Origin of the sequence: Pectobacterium aroidearum (assembly GCF_041228105.1) — a bacterium.
Taxonomy (GTDB): domain Bacteria; phylum Pseudomonadota; class Gammaproteobacteria; order Enterobacterales; family Enterobacteriaceae; genus Pectobacterium; species Pectobacterium aroidearum.
In genome coordinates, this window is sequence record NZ_CP166097.1 from 1,446,418 (window position 1) to 1,462,194 (window position 15,777).

At 55.0% G+C, this 15,777-nt stretch carries 9 protein-coding genes; 1 reads left to right on the forward strand and 8 read right to left on the reverse strand.

Annotation, left to right across the window (positions count from 1 at the left end; translation table 11 throughout):
* Positions 1 to 314: 314 nt before the first annotated feature.
* The 4 genes from mdtC to AB8809_RS06535 form a co-directional block, all read right to left on the reverse strand.
* Entirely contained in the window at positions 315 to 3,395 is a 3,081-nt protein-coding gene (gene mdtC, locus AB8809_RS06520) for a multidrug efflux RND transporter permease subunit MdtC (protein ID WP_180779766.1), read from the reverse strand.
* Complete coding sequence (locus AB8809_RS06525; protein ID WP_349855850.1) at positions 3,392 to 6,514, reverse strand: MdtB/MuxB family multidrug efflux RND transporter permease subunit; 3,123 nt, start codon at positions 6,512 to 6,514, stop codon at positions 3,392 to 3,394. The genes mdtC and AB8809_RS06525 overlap by 4 nt, the downstream gene beginning before the upstream one ends.
* Complete coding sequence (locus AB8809_RS06530; protein WP_349855849.1) at positions 6,514 to 7,755, reverse strand: MdtA/MuxA family multidrug efflux RND transporter periplasmic adaptor subunit; 1,242 nt, start codon at positions 7,753 to 7,755, stop codon at positions 6,514 to 6,516. Before AB8809_RS06530 ends, AB8809_RS06525 begins: the two co-directional genes overlap by 1 nt.
* 248 nt (positions 7,756 to 8,003) lie before the next feature.
* Complete coding sequence (locus tag AB8809_RS06535; RefSeq protein WP_284144964.1) at positions 8,004 to 9,194, reverse strand: NupC/NupG family nucleoside CNT transporter; 1,191 nt, start codon at positions 9,192 to 9,194, stop codon at positions 8,004 to 8,006.
* A 263-nt stretch (positions 9,195 to 9,457) separates the two neighbouring features.
* Here AB8809_RS06535 and AB8809_RS06540 point away from each other — a divergent pair, with 263 nt between their 5' ends.
* Complete coding sequence (locus AB8809_RS06540; RefSeq protein ID WP_181848627.1) at positions 9,458 to 10,423, forward strand: aldo/keto reductase; 966 nt, start codon at positions 9,458 to 9,460, stop codon at positions 10,421 to 10,423.
* A 399-nt stretch (positions 10,424 to 10,822) separates the two neighbouring features.
* On the opposite strand, the gene AB8809_RS06545 is transcribed toward AB8809_RS06540, so the two are convergent.
* The 4 genes from AB8809_RS06545 to AB8809_RS06560 all read right to left on the reverse strand — a co-directional run bounded on the left by AB8809_RS06545 (position 10,823) and on the right by AB8809_RS06560 (position 15,767).
* Entirely contained in the window at positions 10,823 to 11,164 is a 342-nt protein-coding gene (locus AB8809_RS06545; protein WP_011094702.1) for a glucose PTS transporter subunit EIIB, read from the reverse strand.
* A gap of 157 nt (positions 11,165 to 11,321) precedes the next feature.
* Positions 11,322 to 13,379 carry a beta-galactosidase gene (locus AB8809_RS06550; protein WP_349855848.1) on the reverse strand — a complete coding sequence of 686 codons (2,058 nt, stop codon included), beginning with the start codon at positions 13,377 to 13,379 and terminating at the stop codon, positions 11,322 to 11,324.
* Positions 13,380 to 13,664: 285 nt separating this feature from the next.
* Positions 13,665 to 14,882, reverse strand: coding sequence for an arabinogalactan endo-beta-1,4-galactanase (locus AB8809_RS06555; protein ID WP_015841140.1), 1,218 nt, complete (start codon positions 14,880 to 14,882; stop codon positions 13,665 to 13,667).
* Positions 14,883 to 14,918: 36 nt separating this feature from the next.
* Positions 14,919 to 15,767 (reverse strand): sugar ABC transporter permease, encoded by an 849-nt coding sequence (locus AB8809_RS06560; protein WP_182099804.1) that lies wholly within the window; start codon positions 15,765 to 15,767, stop codon positions 14,919 to 14,921.
* Positions 15,768 to 15,777 lie beyond the last annotated feature (10 nt).

Genomic DNA, 15,777 nt, shown 5'->3' on the forward strand with positions numbered 1-15,777 from the left:
CGGGGCGCTACTAGAAAAATGGTGAAGCTTGAGCGCACGAAACCTCCCCTGGAATAGCATGTTATTAGATCTTTACCGTTACTCATGTTCAGCCAGATAGTGACAAATCCAGCTGCTCATCCGAGAGATCATCTCCTCCTCAGCATCATTTACGCCAAGGTGGAGGTACGTTGAGAGTTAAGCGTTCCTATTCTCTGGTTTCGGCAATTGAGCCGCCCTTGGTCGGGCGCGTTCGGAACGCTACTAGAAAAACAGAGAACGTTAAGCGCACGAAACTTCCCCTAAAGTAGCATTTTACCAGTGCTCATGTTCAGCTATGACAGTGACACATCCCTCTCCGGTGCTTTGCGCCGAATATTCCTCAGTTTGTCGAAAAACAGATACACCACCGGGGTGGTGTACAGCGTGAGGATTTGGCTCATCACCAGCCCGCCGACAATCGTGATGCCGAGTGGCTGTCGCAGTTCTGCACCGTCGCCGCTGGTCAGTACCAGCGGCAGTGCGCCAAACAGCGCGGCTAAGGTGGTCATCATAATCGGGCGGAAACGCAGCAGGCAGGCCTGGAAAATCGCGTCCTGCGCGCTCAGTTTGCCGCTGCGCTGGGCCACCAGCGCAAAATCCACCATCATGATCGCATTCTTCTTCACGATCCCAATCAGCAGCATGATACCAATCAGCGCCACCAGACTAAACGGCGCGCCGAACCATTCCAGTGCTAACAGCGCTCCCACGCCAGCCGAGGGCAGGGTGGACAGAATCGTCAGCGGATGCACGTAGCTCTCATACAGCACGCCCAGCACGATATACACGGTGATAATCGCCGCCAGAATCAGCAACAGCTGGGAAGACTGCGACTGCTGGAACGCCTGTGCCGTACCGGAGAACTGACCACGTACCGCTGACGGCACGCCCAGCGACGTCATGGTTCTTTCTATTGCCGCCGTCGCGCTGGACAGATCGGTGCCTTCCGGCAGGTTGAAAGAGATGGTTGAGGCAGCAGACAACCCCTGATGGTTCACCGACAGCGGTGCGTTGATCGGCTTCCAACTGGCGAAATAAGAGAGCGGGATGGGTTTACCTTCGCTGTTGATCACGAACATCTTGTTCAGTGAACTGACGTCCTGCGTGTAGGCGTCATCCACTTCCATCACCACCTTATATTGGTTTAACGGCTGGTAAATGGTTGAAATCTGACGCTGTCCGAAGGCGTTATTGAGCAGCGCATTGACGGCAGAGACGCTGATGCCGAGCTGCGCCATCGCATCACGATCGTAGGTTAGCGCCATTTCCGCGCCTTTATCCTGCTGATCGGAGTTCACATCGGCCAGTTCAGGCAGTTTGCTGAAAGCTGCACGAATCTTGGGTTCCCAGGTACGCAGTTCGCTCAAATCGTCAGACAGCAGCGTGTACTGATACCCGGCGTTCGCTTCCCGTCCGCCGATGCGAATATCCTGCACCGGCATTAAAAACAGGTTAGCGCCGGGTTCTTTTGCCAGTTTGATGCGCAGACGGCTGATGACCTGCTGTGCCGACACATCGCGTTCGGACAGCGGCTTAAGCGAAATAAACATCGAACCGCTGTTGGTGCGCGATCCGCCGGTAAATCCGTTAACGTTATCCACCGCCGGGTCGCTGCTGACAATGGTCATGAAGTTCTGGAGTTTCACCGTCATGGCCTGAAAAGAAATACTCTGGTCAGCCTGAATAAACCCCATCAGCCGGCCCGTATCCTGCTCAGGGAAGAAGGTTTTCGGAATGCTGATATACAGCCAGACGTTGAGCGCGATGGTACCCAGCAGGAGCAGCAACACCCAGCGTGCATGGTTGAGCACCCATTTCAGCGATCGCCCGTAGCCTTGCTGCATCGCCAGCAGGACGCGATTAAAACCTTGCTTGCGCGGCTGGCTGCGTTTGGGGACAGCACGCAGCAGTCGTGCGCACAGCATCGGCGTAAGCGTGAGTGAGATCAGCAGCGAAATCATGATCGCCACCGACAGCGTGACGGCGAACTCGCGGAATAGTCGCCCCGGCAAACCGTCCATCAACAGGAGCGGGATGAACACCGCAACCAGCGACAGACTCATGGATAAGACGGTGAACCCCACTTCGCGCACGCCCTGAAGTGACGCCTGGAGCGGCTTCATACCCGCTTCGATATGGCGGGAAATATTCTCCAGCACCACGATAGCGTCATCCACCACGAAACCGGTGGCAATGGTCAGCGCCATCAGCGACAGGTTGTTCAGGCTAAAGCCGCACAGGTACATTGCCGCGAAGGTGCCGATCAGCGATACCGGCACAGCCAGCGCCGGAATGGCGGTGGCACGGCCGGAACGCAGAAACAGGAAGACGACCAGAATAACCAGCGCGACGGCGATAACCAGCGATTGTTCCACTTCCGCCAGCGATGCACGGATGGTGGGGGAACGATCCTGTGCGACATCCAGCTGTATTTCAGCAGGCAGGCTGGCACGCAGCTCTGGCATGGCGGCGCGGATATTGTCTACCGTGGTAATAATGTTGGCATCCGGCGCGCGACGAATCATCACCAGAATCGCGGGCTTTGCATTCGCCATCCCCGCGTTACGTGAGTTCTGCACTGAATCTTCCACCGTGGCGACATCGCTCAGGCGGACGGCAGCGCCGTTGTTGTAATGGATAATCAGCGGCGCGTAGGCATCGGCGGTTTTTAGCTCATCGTTGGTTTTTATTTGCCAGCTTTTCTGGCTGTTTTCCACATTCCCCAGCGGCTGGCGGACGTTGGCCTGCGCGATAGCCTGCCGTACCTCATCGAGGGAAATACCCTGATTAAACAGCGCTACCGGATTCAGCGCGACGCGCACGGCGGGGAGGGAACTGCCGCCGATGGAGACATCGCCGACGCCTTCCATCTGCGAAATTTTCTGTGACAGCTGAGTCGAGGCAAAGTCGTACAGCTGCCCCTGACTGTAGGTGTCCGAGGTCAGTGTCAGGATCATGACGGGCGCGTCGGACGGATTGACTTTGCGGTAGGTCGGTCGGCTGGACATACCGGACGGCAGCAGGTTCTGTGCTGCGTTGATGGCCGCCTGCACATCGCGCGCTGCGCCGTTGATATCGCGATCGAGGTTAAACACCAGAATGACGCGCGTGCTGCCGAGCGAGCTAGTTGAGGTCATTTCGCTGACGCCTGCGATCCTGCCGAGCGCCCGTTCCAGCGGCGTCGCGACGGCGGAGGCCATCGTTTCCGGCGAGGCACCGGGCAGCGAAGCGCTGACCGAAATCACCGGGAAATCCACCTGCGGCAGCGGCGACACTGGCAACAGGCGGAAACCCAGTACGCCACAGAGCGCGATGGCCAGCGTCAGCAGCAGGGTGGCGACGGGGCGGTGGATGAACAGGGCGAAGAACTTCACTCGGTTTCTTCCTCCTGACGCGGCGCACGACGGAAACGCGTCGCCAGACGGTCAAACAGCAGGTAAATCACCGGTGTGGTAAACAGCGTCAGAATCTGGCTCATGATCAGGCCACCGACCATACAGATCCCCAGCGGCTGGCGCAGTTCCGCGCCGACGCCAGTACTCAGCATGAGCGGTAGCGCACTTAGCAACGCCGCCATGGTCGTCATCAGAATCGGCCGGAAGCGCAGCAGGCAGGCCTGATAAATCGCGTCATACGGTTTCATGCCCTGTTCTCGCTCCGCCGCCAGCGCGAAGTCGATCATCATGATGGCGTTCTTCTTCACGATCCCGATGAGCAAAATAATTCCGATAATAGCGATCACATCCAGCTCATTCCCCGCCATCATCAGCGCCAGCAGCGCGCCGACGCCCGCTGTTGGCAGCGTGGACAAGATAGTGATGGGGTGAATAAAGCTTTCGTACAGCACGCCGAGCACAATGTACATTGCGACAATCGCCGCCACGATAAGCCATACGGTGCTACTCAGCGCCGACTGGAATGCCAGCGTACTGCCCTGAAAACGGGTAGTGATATCCGCAGGCAGGTTCATCTGCTGTTCGGCCTGCGTGATGGCATTCACCGCTTCACCCAGTGCATAACCGTTGGCGACGTTGAAGGAGATCGTCGTCGATGGAAACTGGTCAATATGGTTGATTGCCAGCGGCCCTTGGCGCTCTTCAATGGTGGCAATACTGCTGAGCGGAATGGTGCCGCCGTCGCTGCTGATGAGACGCACGTCGTTCAGCGCGTCCAGACCGGTGTTGTTCGTCGTATCGTGCTCGAGCACGACACGGTACTGGCTAGCCTGTGTATAGATGGTGGAAACCAGACGCTGACCAAAGGCGTTATACAACGCGCTGTCGACCTGCGACATCGTGATGCCCAGACGGCTGGCGCTGTCGCGATTCACGTTGACGTAGGCGACGGCGGCGCCGTCTTGCCAGTCGCTGCTGACATCCTCTAGCTGCGGCAGTTTTTTCAGTTCGGTCATCAGCTTCGGCACCCAGGTGCTGAGTTCATCGAGCGACATCGCCTGTAGCGTAAACTGGTACTGTGTGCGGCTAATCTGAGTATCGATAGTGAGATCCTGCACTGGTTGCAGATATAGCTGGATGCCGGGAATCTGTGCGGTCTGCTGTTGCAGGCGACTGATGATCTCTGGAATGCGTTCGCTGCGTTCACTGAGCGGTTTCAGGTTGATTTGCAGCCTGCCGCTATTCAATGCGGCATTGGTGCCGTCAACGCCGATGAACGAGGACACGCTTTCCACCGCAGGATCTTTCATGATGATGGACGCGACGCGCTGCTGGCGGTCGGCCATATTGCTGAACGAGACGGTTTGCGGCGCCTGCACGGTGCCCTGAATAATACCGTTATCCTGTATCGGGAAGAAGCCTTTCGGGATCCAGATATAGAGCAGAATCGTCAGCAGCAGCGTACCGAGCGCGACGCTAAGCGTCAGCCACGGATGATTCAGTACCTTGCGTAGCCAGACGCCGTAGGCATCAATCAGGCGAGTGAAGAAACGTTCGCTGGCACGGGTAAAACGGTTCTGTTTCCGCAGAGACTGATGACTCAGCATGCGGGCGCACATCATCGGCGTTAGCGTGAGTGACACGACGGCGGAAATCAGGATAGATACCGCCAGCGTGACGGCAAATTCGCGGAATAGCCGTCCGACGATATCGCCCATAAACAGCAGCGGGATCAGCACGGCGATGAGTGAGAACGTCAGAGAAATAATGGTGAAGCCGATTTCTCCCGCGCCCTTCAGCGCGGCGTTAAGCGGTTTTTCCCCTTTTTCGATATAGCGGGCAATGTTTTCAATCACCACGATAGCGTCATCCACCACGAAACCGGTGGCGATGGTGAGCGCCATCAGCGTCAGGTTATTGATGGAAAAACCGAGGAAATACATGGCGGCAAAGGTGCCAACTAGCGATAGCGGTACGGCAATGCTGGGAATCAGCGTAGCGACGGCATTACGCAAGAACAGGTAAATCACCATCACGACCAGCGCGATCGCCAGCAGCAGTTCGAACTGGACGTCTTTCACCGAGGCGCGAATGCTGGTGGTGCGGTCAGTCAGCGTGGTGACCTCGACAGCGTTCGGCAGGCTGGCTTTTAACGCAGGTAGCATCTTGTTAATGCTGTCCGCGGTTGTGATGACGTTGGCACCAGGCTGGCGCTGAACGTTGATAATGATCGCCTGCTGCCGATTCGCCCAGGCACCAAGATGAATATTCTCGGCGGCCTGCTCGATAGTGGCGACATCCTGAAGCCGCACCGGTGCGCCATTCTTCCACGCGACAATCAGTTTGCGGTAATCATCAACGGTCTTCATCTGGTCGTTGGCGGAGAGCGTGACCGAACGCGTCGGACCATCCAGACTCCCCTTGGCGGAATTCACGTTGGCGGCGGTAATCGCAGTGCGAATCGTTTCACTGGTCAGGCCGTATGCCGCCAGCGCTGGCGCGTTCAGCCTTACCCGCACGGCAGGACGTTGCCCACCGGCTAACGACACCAGACCGACGCCCGCTACCTGCGAGATTTTCTGCGCGATGCGGTTATCCACCATGTCCTGCACCTGCGTCATCGACATGGCGCTGGAGGTGACGGCCAGCGTCATAATTGGCGGATCGGCCGGGTTTACTTTACTGTAGGTCGGGGGATAGGGCAGATCGTTCGGTAGCAGGTTACTGGCCGCATTGATGGCGGCCTGCACATCCTGTTCGGCGACGTCCAGCGACAGTTCAAGCTGGAACTGAAGCGTGATGACGGAAGCACCGCCAGCACTCTGCGTCGACATCTGTTTTAGCCCGGACATCTGACCGAACTGCCGCTCCAGCGGTGCGGTAATCGCCGACGTCACCACGTCGGGGCTGGCACCGGGATACAGGGTAATGACCTGAATCGTTGGGTAATCAACCTCGGGCAGTGCGGAAACCGGCAGCGCCCGATAGCCGATGATACCGGCCAGTAGAATGGCGATCATCAGCAGCGTTGTTGCGACGGGGCGCAGAATAAACAGGCGTGACGGCCCGCCGCCGCTGGCTGGAACGGTATCCTGCATCAGGATTTCTCCCCGGCGATGGCAGGCGTTTTCTCCGTCAGCGCTGAGGGCACGACTTCCACTTTCGCCCCTTCGGTCAGACGGTCGATACCGTCAGTGACCACCTTCACATCGGCGTCCAGTCCGGCGGTTACCACAACCAACTGGCCGTACTGAATACTGGTGGTGACCTGACGCTTACTGACTTCATTTTTATCATTCAGAATCCACACGAAGCGGCCTTCATTCCCCATTTGCACGGCGGCGGAAGGAGCGACAACGGCGTTTTTCAGCGTATCGACCTTCATGCGGATATTGACGAACTGGTTTGGGAAGAGGGCATCGTCCAGATTGTCAAAACGCGCCTTGAGCTTGATCGTGCCCGTGGTGGCGTCAATCTGGTTGTCCATGCTCAGCAGGGTGCCCTGTGAGAGTTTCTTTTGATTGGCGCGATCCCAGGCTTCCACCATGGGTGGCTGGCCGGATTTTTGTGCGTTCAGGATCGTGGAGATTTCTGCTTCCGGTACGGTAAAGACGACATCAATAGGGTAGGTTTGCGTAATCACGACAATACCATTGGTATCGCCGCTGGTGATGTAATTGCCGACATCGACCTGTTTTAAACCGATCCGACCGCTGATCGGCGCGGTGATCTTGCTGTAATCCAACTGGAGCTGTGCACTGGCTACGGCGCCTTCATCGGCTTTTAGCGTCCCTTCCGCCTGACGAACGGCGGCAGTCTGGGCATCCAGCTCCTGACGGGAGATCAGGTTGGTTTTCACCAGTTGCTGATAGCGCGCTAAATCCTGTTGGGCATTAGCCAGCACGGCCCGATCTTTTGCCAACTGCCCCTGTGCCTGCGTTAACTCAACCTGAAAAGGCCGTGGGTCGATTTCCGCCAGCAGGTCGCCAGCCTTAACCTGTTGTCCTTCCTGAAAGTGCAATGCCATCAGTTGCCCGTTTACCCGGCTGCGCAGCGTGACGGTATTGGCCGAGGTCACGGTGCCTAAACCGGACAGATAATAGGGTACGGACGCGGATTGCGTGACTGCCGCCTGAACGGGAGCCAGCGTGCGCATGGCCGCTCGGCGTCCACCGCCATTGCCACTGCTGTTGCTTCCCGAATGTGACGTACGGGCGGCGTGCTGTTCACTCGTGCCGGGGGCAGCAGGCGATGTCTGAGTAAAGTGGCGCCAGATCAGCACGGCAATAGCGATAACGGCGGCAAATATCAGCAGGCCTCGGATACGTTTGGCATTCATAGTGATGGATTACTCTCTCCAGGTTGCGCGGGAAGCACGGTGTACCCGTCATACTTCAAGCTGCACGTGCGTGCGTTGTCACTCTAGCAAGCAGGTATGGGACTAATGGCCTTATTTTACTAGTTTAAACAGGAGATGCCGGATAAAAATGAAGGAAATATGGAAGATATGTCAGGGTTTGTAGGGAAAAAAATCCGGCAGCGCGAGGCTGCCGGATAGAGATAAGCGAGGAATAACGCAGTGAAGGATTACAGCACCAGACCCGCGATAGCGGCGGAAAGGATGCTCACCAGCGTGGAACCGTAAACCAGTTTCAGACCGAAACGGGAAACCACGTTGCCCTGTTGCTCGTTCAGGCCTTTAATCGCACCGGCAATAATCCCGATGGATGAGAAGTTGGCGAAGGACACCAGGAACACGGACAGAATGCCCACGCTGCGTGGAGACAGTTCGCCTGCCACTTTTTGCAGTTCCAACATAGCGACAAACTCGTTAGAAACCAGTTTGGTCGCCATGATGCTACCCACCTGCAGAGCTTCGTTAGATGGGATACCCATGATCCAGGCGAACGGGTAGAACGCGTAGCCGAGGACTTCCTGGAAGCTGATACCAAAAATGGCGCTGAAAATCGCGTTGACCGCGGCAATCAGTGCAATGAAACCGATCAGCATGGCTGCAACGATAACGGCGACTTTAAAGCCCGCCAGAATGTATTCGCCCAGCATTTCAAAGAAGCTCTGATTTTCATGCAGATTACCCAACTGCAATTCCGGCTCTTCACCGACTTTGTAGGGGTTAATCAGCGACAGCACGATGAAGGTACTGAACATGTTCAGAATCAGCGCAGCAACGACGAATTTTGCATCCAGCATCGACATGTACGCACCGACGATAGACATCGATACGGTCGACATGGCGGTCGCGGACATGGTGTACATGCGTTTTTCAGACATCTTGCCCAGAATATCTTTGTAGGCAATGAAGTTTTCGGACTGGCCGAGAATCAGTGAACTGACCGCGTTAAAGGATTCCAGTTTGCCCATGCCGTTCACTTTGGACAGGAGCGTACCAATCGCGCGGATGATGATCGGCAGCACTCTAATGTGTTGCAGGATACCGATCAGCGCGGAAATGAAGACGATAGGGCAGAGCACTTTGAAGAAGAAGGAAATCAGGTTCTTCTCACTATTCACCATGTCACCGAATACGAAGTCCGTCCCTTGGCCTGCAAATCCGAGTAATTTGTCGAATACCGCCGCGAACCCCTTAACGACACCTAACCCAATGTTTGAGTACAGGAAGAAGTAAGCAAGCAGAATTTCGATGACGAGTAGCTGAATAATAAAACGAATACGAATGCTTTTACGATCGCGGCAGACAAGCAGCGCCAGCGCCGTAACAACAACCAGCGCCAGAATAAATTGCGCGATATGGGACAAGGACATGTGTGCTCCAAATATGAGGCAGGCCAAATTTTCCACGTCATTTTATGTAACGCGTGCATTAAAAATGAGAGGAGTAACGCAAAAAAACAATTATACCTTGGGATTTTATCTAAACTAAATGCTACGTCTCGTTATTTGCGCCTTTCTGTTCATTCATTATTCTTATCCCACACAGAAAGTGGCGTTGCCCTGCTTTAGGTTGCAGGTTGGCGAGTATTTTTATGATGTTTTCTGCATGATTCAAAAGGAGAGTGATTATGTCAGTATCAGATACCACACGTGAACTTGGACGTTCTGGGATCGTGGTTCCACCTTTCTCTTTCGGCGGTAATGTTTTTGGCTGGACGGTTGATGAATCGACGTCGTTTAGCCTCCTGGATGCGCTGCTGGCGCATCGACTGAATTTCATTGATACCGCTGATGTGTATTCGCGTTGGGCACCCGGTAATCAGGGCGGTGAATCTGAAACGATTATCGGCAATTGGCTGAAGAAAAGCGGCCAGCGTGACAAGGTCATTCTCGCCACCAAAGTGGGGATGGATTTGGGTGATGGTAAGAAAGGGCTGTCTCCTCGCTATATTCGTCAGGCGGTCGAAGCTTCATTACAGCGTTTGCAAACGGACTATATCGATCTCTATCAGGCACATACGGACGACAAAGATACGCCGCTGGAAGACACGCTGGCCGCGTTTGATGCGCTGATTAAAGAGGGAAAAGTCCGCGCGATTGGCGCGTCTAACTACAGTGCGACACGTCTGGCTGAGGCGCTGAAAATCAGTAAAGCCAACCATCTGGCACGTTATGAAACGCTGCAACCGGAATACAACTTGTACGATCGACAGGGCTATGAAGCCGCGCTGGAACCGCTGGTGCGCGAGCAAGGGCTCGGGGTCATTAACTATTATTCGCTGGCGAGCGGGTTTTTGTCAGGCAAGTATCGCCAGCCGAAGGATGCGTCGAAAAGTGCGCGCGGACAGGGCGTGGTGGAGAAATACCTCAACGAGCGCGGCCGCACTATTTTAGAAGCGCTGGATAGCGTGGCGAATGCACATCAGACGACGCCGTCGCAGGTTGCGCTGGCCTGGCTGATTGCACGCCCGAGTATTACCGCTCCGATTGCTAGCGCGACATCGCTGGAACAGGTAGCGGAACTTGCGAGCGCAACGCGATTATCGCTGCAGGCAGAAGATATTGAGTTGTTGAATCGCGCGAGTCGTTATTAGGACGCGGCTAGCTTCGGCACACTTTTATATGCAGATGTGGCAATGGTTTCGTGCGCCATAATGCCGTCATTTTCATGCTATGTCGTAGCACGCGCCCGACATAGGGGGCTACGCCAGCCCCCTATGAACCCCGGCTTTTTGGCGGGAATTATGCCGCTAAAGCGGTGCCTTCGTCGATATCTGGCTTAACGGACCGCTTGCGACACGTTTACTCGCCCCATAAATAATGAGGCTCGCCCTTCGGGCCAGCACACGTGCTGTTCAAAAACGTCTCTGACGTTTTTGTCCGACGTGGCGCAAGCTTTCGCCGCGTCCATGCGGCTCATCCTAAGCCCGCTATCACCTCAGCATAATTTTTTACGCCGGATAACGGCAAAACCGTTGAGCGTCGTAACACTCTTAGTGTGCTTCTGCGCCATCATCCTCAAACCAGGCGGCCAGTTCGCGGCGTAGGTTATCTGACTGCGTACCGAAAATAGCCTGTACTTGATGACCGACGATGATCACACCGATAGCCCCCAGTTTTTGCAGGCTGTCGCTGTTGACCAGTCGCAGGCTGTGAACCTCAACCCGCAGGCGGGTGATGCAGGCATCCAGGCTGACGATATTTTCTTTGCCGCCAAAGGCGTTCACCAACTGCTGCAAATTCTCTTTATCTAGCGGTGAAGCGATTTCAATCTCGGTAATTTGCTTACCCAACATTGATGCGAACAATTTCCGAAAATTGTGAATCTTGCCCATCGTAGTCACCTCGTCGTTTGTTTATCAGCGTGCATAGGATAATGCCGTTCACCTGACATTACTGTTAGGCGACACACGGTGATGAGGTTTCGTAGGAATACTTATCACCATGGCCGCCCCAGCTTTGTTGTGCTTAACCGGTAAGCAGGTGTGTTTACTACAGCGTGCGGCGCAAGATCCGGCAGCCGTAGCCTGACAGCGTGATGGATCCTGACAGCGTGCTGCCGGTGGTCATTTCTTCGTAGGCGGCAGGCAGCGTAATGTGCTGCGGCGTCGCCGTGTAGTTCTGTACGAAGATAAACTCGTTTTCCCCGTCATCGCGACGATGAGCGACAATCCCGTAAGGCAGGTCAGTCGGTAGCGCGCGCGGTAGAGCCAGCGCCTGTATCAGCGTGGTGAAGAAATCGCGCTGAAAGGCGAGGTCGTTGCGTGAGGCGATGTAATAGGCCTGACCTTTGCCGTAATCATTGACCGTAACGGCCGGACGTCCGGCATAGAAATCGCTGTCATAGGTCGCCAGCGCTCGCGCGCCCTCAAGGTGAATCAGTTCGCACAGGTGTGTGACCTGATACGGGCCGACCAGACCTTGCTCGTTACCGCTCAGGCCGCTGATGCTGTTGCTTTCATGATCGTACAGCCCGTCGATTTCTTCCGCCCAAACTCCCATGATAGGACGAAGTGGGCCAGGGAAACCGTTCAGATGGCACAGATCGGTTTCGTTGACGACGCCAGACCAGTAGGTGGTGACGAAGCGGCCGCCCTGTTTGACGAAGGCATCGACGCGTTCGGCAAAGCCATCGCGTACCATGTAAAGCATCGGCGCAATCACGAGCTGATAGCCGCTGAGATCGACATCGGCGTTGATGATGTCCACCGCCACGCCCTGTTCCCAGAACGTACGATAATGTTCGGTAACGGTTTTTTCGTAGAACAGCCCAGCGTTGCGCGGCCCTTGAGCGTTATCCATCGCCCAGCGGCTTTCCCAGTCGAAAATGATGGCGACTTTGGCGTCAACCCGGCTACCGGCTACCGGAGCGAGTTTGTTGAGGATGTCACCCAGTTCCTGCACTTCACGCCCGACGCGGGTATCAATATGCCCGACATGATCGACGACAGCGCCGTGGAATTTCTCGACGGAACCGCGGCTCTTACGCCACTGGAAATATTGCACGGAGTCGGAACCGTGCGCGACGGCCTGAAGCGAAGACAGGATGTGCATACCCGGCTTTTTCAACTTGCTGATCGGCTGCCAGTTGGTCAGGCTTGGCGTTGACTCCATCAGGTAGAAGGGTTTTCCGCCTTTCAGCGTACGCATCAGGTCGTGATACATCGCGGTATAGGCACCCAGCGCACAGTCATCTTCCGCGTTATGCCACAGCGGATAGCTGTCCCAGGAGATGAAGTCGATCACCTTTGCCAACTGCCAGTAGTCGTAATCATAGAAGTATTCCATGAAGTTCGTCGTGGTTGGCAGAGACGGATTTTCGGCTTTGAGCGGTGCGATTTCTGCGGCACAGAAATCACTGACCTGTGAGGTGTTAAAGCGTTTCCAGTCCAGATTCAGGCCGTGAATCGACACCTCACCGATGGGCGAGGGCGGTTCTAGCTGTGACCAGTCGGTATAGGTGTGGCTCCAGAAGGTGCTCCACCATGCTTTATTCAGCGCGTCAATCGTACCGTAGCGGGCTTTCAGCCAGCTTTGGAAGGTGCTGCGACAGGTATCGCAGTGGCACTCGCCGCTGTATTCGTTGGAAATATGCCAACCGATCACCGCAGGATGGTGCGAGTAGCGTTTTGCCAACTGGGTGTTCATCTGTTTTACTTTTTCGCGATAATTCGGCGAGCTCAGGCAGTGATTGTGGCGACCGCCGTGCAGCGCCCGCACGCGATTGCTTCCCACGCGCAGCACGTCAGGGTATTTCTGCGACAGCCAGGCCGGGCGCGCACCGCTGGGCGTTGCCAGAAAAACGAAGATGCCGTTGGCATACAGCGTGTCGAGGAGGCTGTCCAGCCAGCCAAATTCGTAGCGGCCTTCTTCCGGCTCAAGCCCAGACCAACTGAAAATACCCACGGACATGACGTTGCACTGGGTCTGCTTCATCATTTCAATGTCTTTTTCCAGAACCTCTGGGTTGTCCAGCCATTGGTCAGGATTATAGTCAGCACCGTGTAGCAGAACAGGGACTTTGCTGCTTAGCGGGGGGAATTTGAACATCGTTCTCTCCTAAACGGGTTGTCAACGTGTTGAATTCGGTTTACGTGTTCGAGAGTGCTTACACGGCGATGATGGGTAGATCGTAAAGACGCGGTGAATACATCCTTGTACGCTCGAGTTGCGCGGATATGAATCTCATCCCTGAGATTCACCCTTTCAGGGCCGTCGCAAGCGACGTTCAAAAACGTTCCTGACGTTTTTGTCCATGGCGCAAACGCTTTACTCTTCTATCCCATTATCGCCGCTCTTGTTCAGTTAAACGGATTGTCACGTGTTGAATTCGATTTACGGCTTAAAAGCTTTGATAGAAGGCAGGACGTTGCCTTTGCAGTCGAACAGCGCCTGATTTTCTCGCGCGTTGCCTTCCTTCCATTCGTCATTGTTGTATTTCATACCTGCTTTCGTGGCCCAGGTTGCGCCAGGGGTTGGCAGCCAGATGGGCTCCCAATAGAAGATGCCTTTGCCGCGCTGATTGGGGACGTTGATGATGCTTTGCATCAGGTCGTGCAGGTAGTTGGCCTGACCCTGAACGGAGGCTGGATAGCCGCCCGCATCCAGCTCTTTTTGCTGGAAGCTGTTTTCCGCGTTATCGCAGTTTTCCAGCGTATAGGCATAGGCAGCTTCGACCACGATGATGTCTTTATTGTAGCGTTTGGTCACGTCGTTCATGTTGTACTGCAACGCGCTGATGGGGCCGTTCCAGTAGGTGTAGAACGAGGCACCGATGACATCGAACGGAACATTGCGTTTGACGATTTCATCGAACCACCAGATAAAGGTGTCGTTTTTGGTGCCTTCTGCCAGATGCAGCATGATTTTGACGTTGTTCGAACCTTGTACGTCCTTAACACCCTGAATACCGGCTTTCAGCAGCGCCGCGAGGCGATCGAACTCGCCGCCACCCTGACCCCAGCTTTTTCCTTCCGGCCACAACATGCCGCCGTTCAGTTCGTTACCGATTTGCACCATATCCGGCATGATGCCTGCTTTCTGGAATTCGCTAATCGTGGCTTTAGTGAAGTCATGTACGGCCGTGGTGAGCTTTGCCATGTCTAGGCCAGACCAGGCTTTAGGCTTGTTTTGGTGAGCCGGATCGGTCCAGAAATCGCTGTAGTGGAAATCCAGCAGCACTTTCATACCGTTCGCTTTGGCGCGTTTAGCCAGCGCCAGCGTAGTGGCCAGATCGTTGTTACCGCCGCCGTAGGCGTTGCCCGCTGCATCTTTCGGATCGTTCCAGATGCGCAGGCGAATATAGTTAATCCCATTCTCTTTCAGAATCAGCATGGCGTCTTTCTGTTTGCCATTCTCGTCATAAAATTTTCCGCCGTGCTTTTCCACCTCATTCAGCATGGAAATATCCGCGCCTTTAATGAAGTCGGCAGGGACGTTCGTCAACTTATTGATCGTCACATTCTCTGCGGCATACAGGGTTTGCGGCAGGGAGAAGGTCAACAGGCCAGTTGCCAGCATGGCGGCCATCAGTACGCGTTTTTTCATTTTCATTTTACGTTCCTGGAATTAGGTACAGATGTTGAATGATTACCCTTTGGTTCCGCCTGACGTCAGGCCGGAGACAAAGTACTTTTGCAATGAAAGATAAAGAATGGCGACCGGCACCGCGATCAGCACGGCTCCCGCGGCATAGGTGGTGTAGCTGGCTCCCATTTTCTGTGCGACCAGGTTGTACAGCCCGATGGGAAGCGTGTACTGATCCGGCGTGCGCAGAATGGTGCTGGAGAGAATGAAATCGCCCAGCGGACCGGTAAACGAGAACAGGGCAATTACTGCGATGATCGGTTTGGACAGCGGCATAATGATCTCGATGAAGATGCGGAAATTGCCTGCGCCGTCCATACGCGCGGACTCATCCAGATCCTTCGGAATAGCATCGAGATAGCCTTTCATCAGATAGGTGTTCATCGGGATCATGCCGCCGACGTAAACCAGCACCAGCGCAATATGGCTGTTCACCAGCCCCAGCATCTGTGCCAGCACGAAGATGGCGATCAGCGCGGAGAACTGCGGGATCATCTGCAACAGCAGAAACAGCATCAGCCCGTTCTGGCGGCCGCGAAAGCGGAAGCGAGAGAACGAATACGCGGTGAAACTGACGCTGATGAGCGTCAGAATCATGGTCAGGAAGCTGATTTTCATCGAATTCCAGTACCAGGCGGCGTAGTCAATCTGGCCGTTAAACAACTCCTCATAGTGAATAAAGGAGAAGTTATCCGGAATGATTGAGGTGTTGAGCAGGCTGCTGCCGGGATTCAACGACGCGCCTACCGTCCAGATCAGCGGATAAATAATGATGATGGCCACTATCGTCAGCAGCAGGTAGGTCAGGCTGAGTTTGATAAAATTCTGGCGTTTAACGCTGTGTTTTTTCATCTTCGCGCTT

Bases quoted from the DNA above. Each gene is read 5' to 3' on its own strand.
- AB8809_RS06525 (WP_349855850.1), bottom strand. From the start codon at position 6,514: ATGCAGGATACCGTTCCAGCCAGCGGCGGCGGGCCGTCACGCCTGTTT.
- AB8809_RS06530 (WP_349855849.1), bottom strand. From the start codon at position 7,755: ATGAATGCCAAACGTATCCGAGGCCTGCTGATATTTGCCGCCGTTATC.
- AB8809_RS06540 (WP_181848627.1), top strand. From the start codon at position 9,458: ATGTCAGTATCAGATACCACACGTGAACTTGGACGTTCTGGGATCGTG.
- AB8809_RS06545 (WP_011094702.1), bottom strand. From the start codon at position 11,164: ATGGGCAAGATTCACAATTTTCGGAAATTGTTCGCATCAATGTTGGGT.
- AB8809_RS06550 (WP_349855848.1), bottom strand. From the start codon at position 13,379: ATGTTCAAATTCCCCCCGCTAAGCAGCAAAGTCCCTGTTCTGCTACAC.
- AB8809_RS06555 (WP_015841140.1), bottom strand. From the start codon at position 14,882: ATGAAAATGAAAAAACGCGTACTGATGGCCGCCATGCTGGCAACTGGC.
- AB8809_RS06560 (WP_182099804.1), bottom strand. From the start codon at position 15,767: ATGAAAAAACACAGCGTTAAACGCCAGAATTTTATCAAACTCAGCCTG.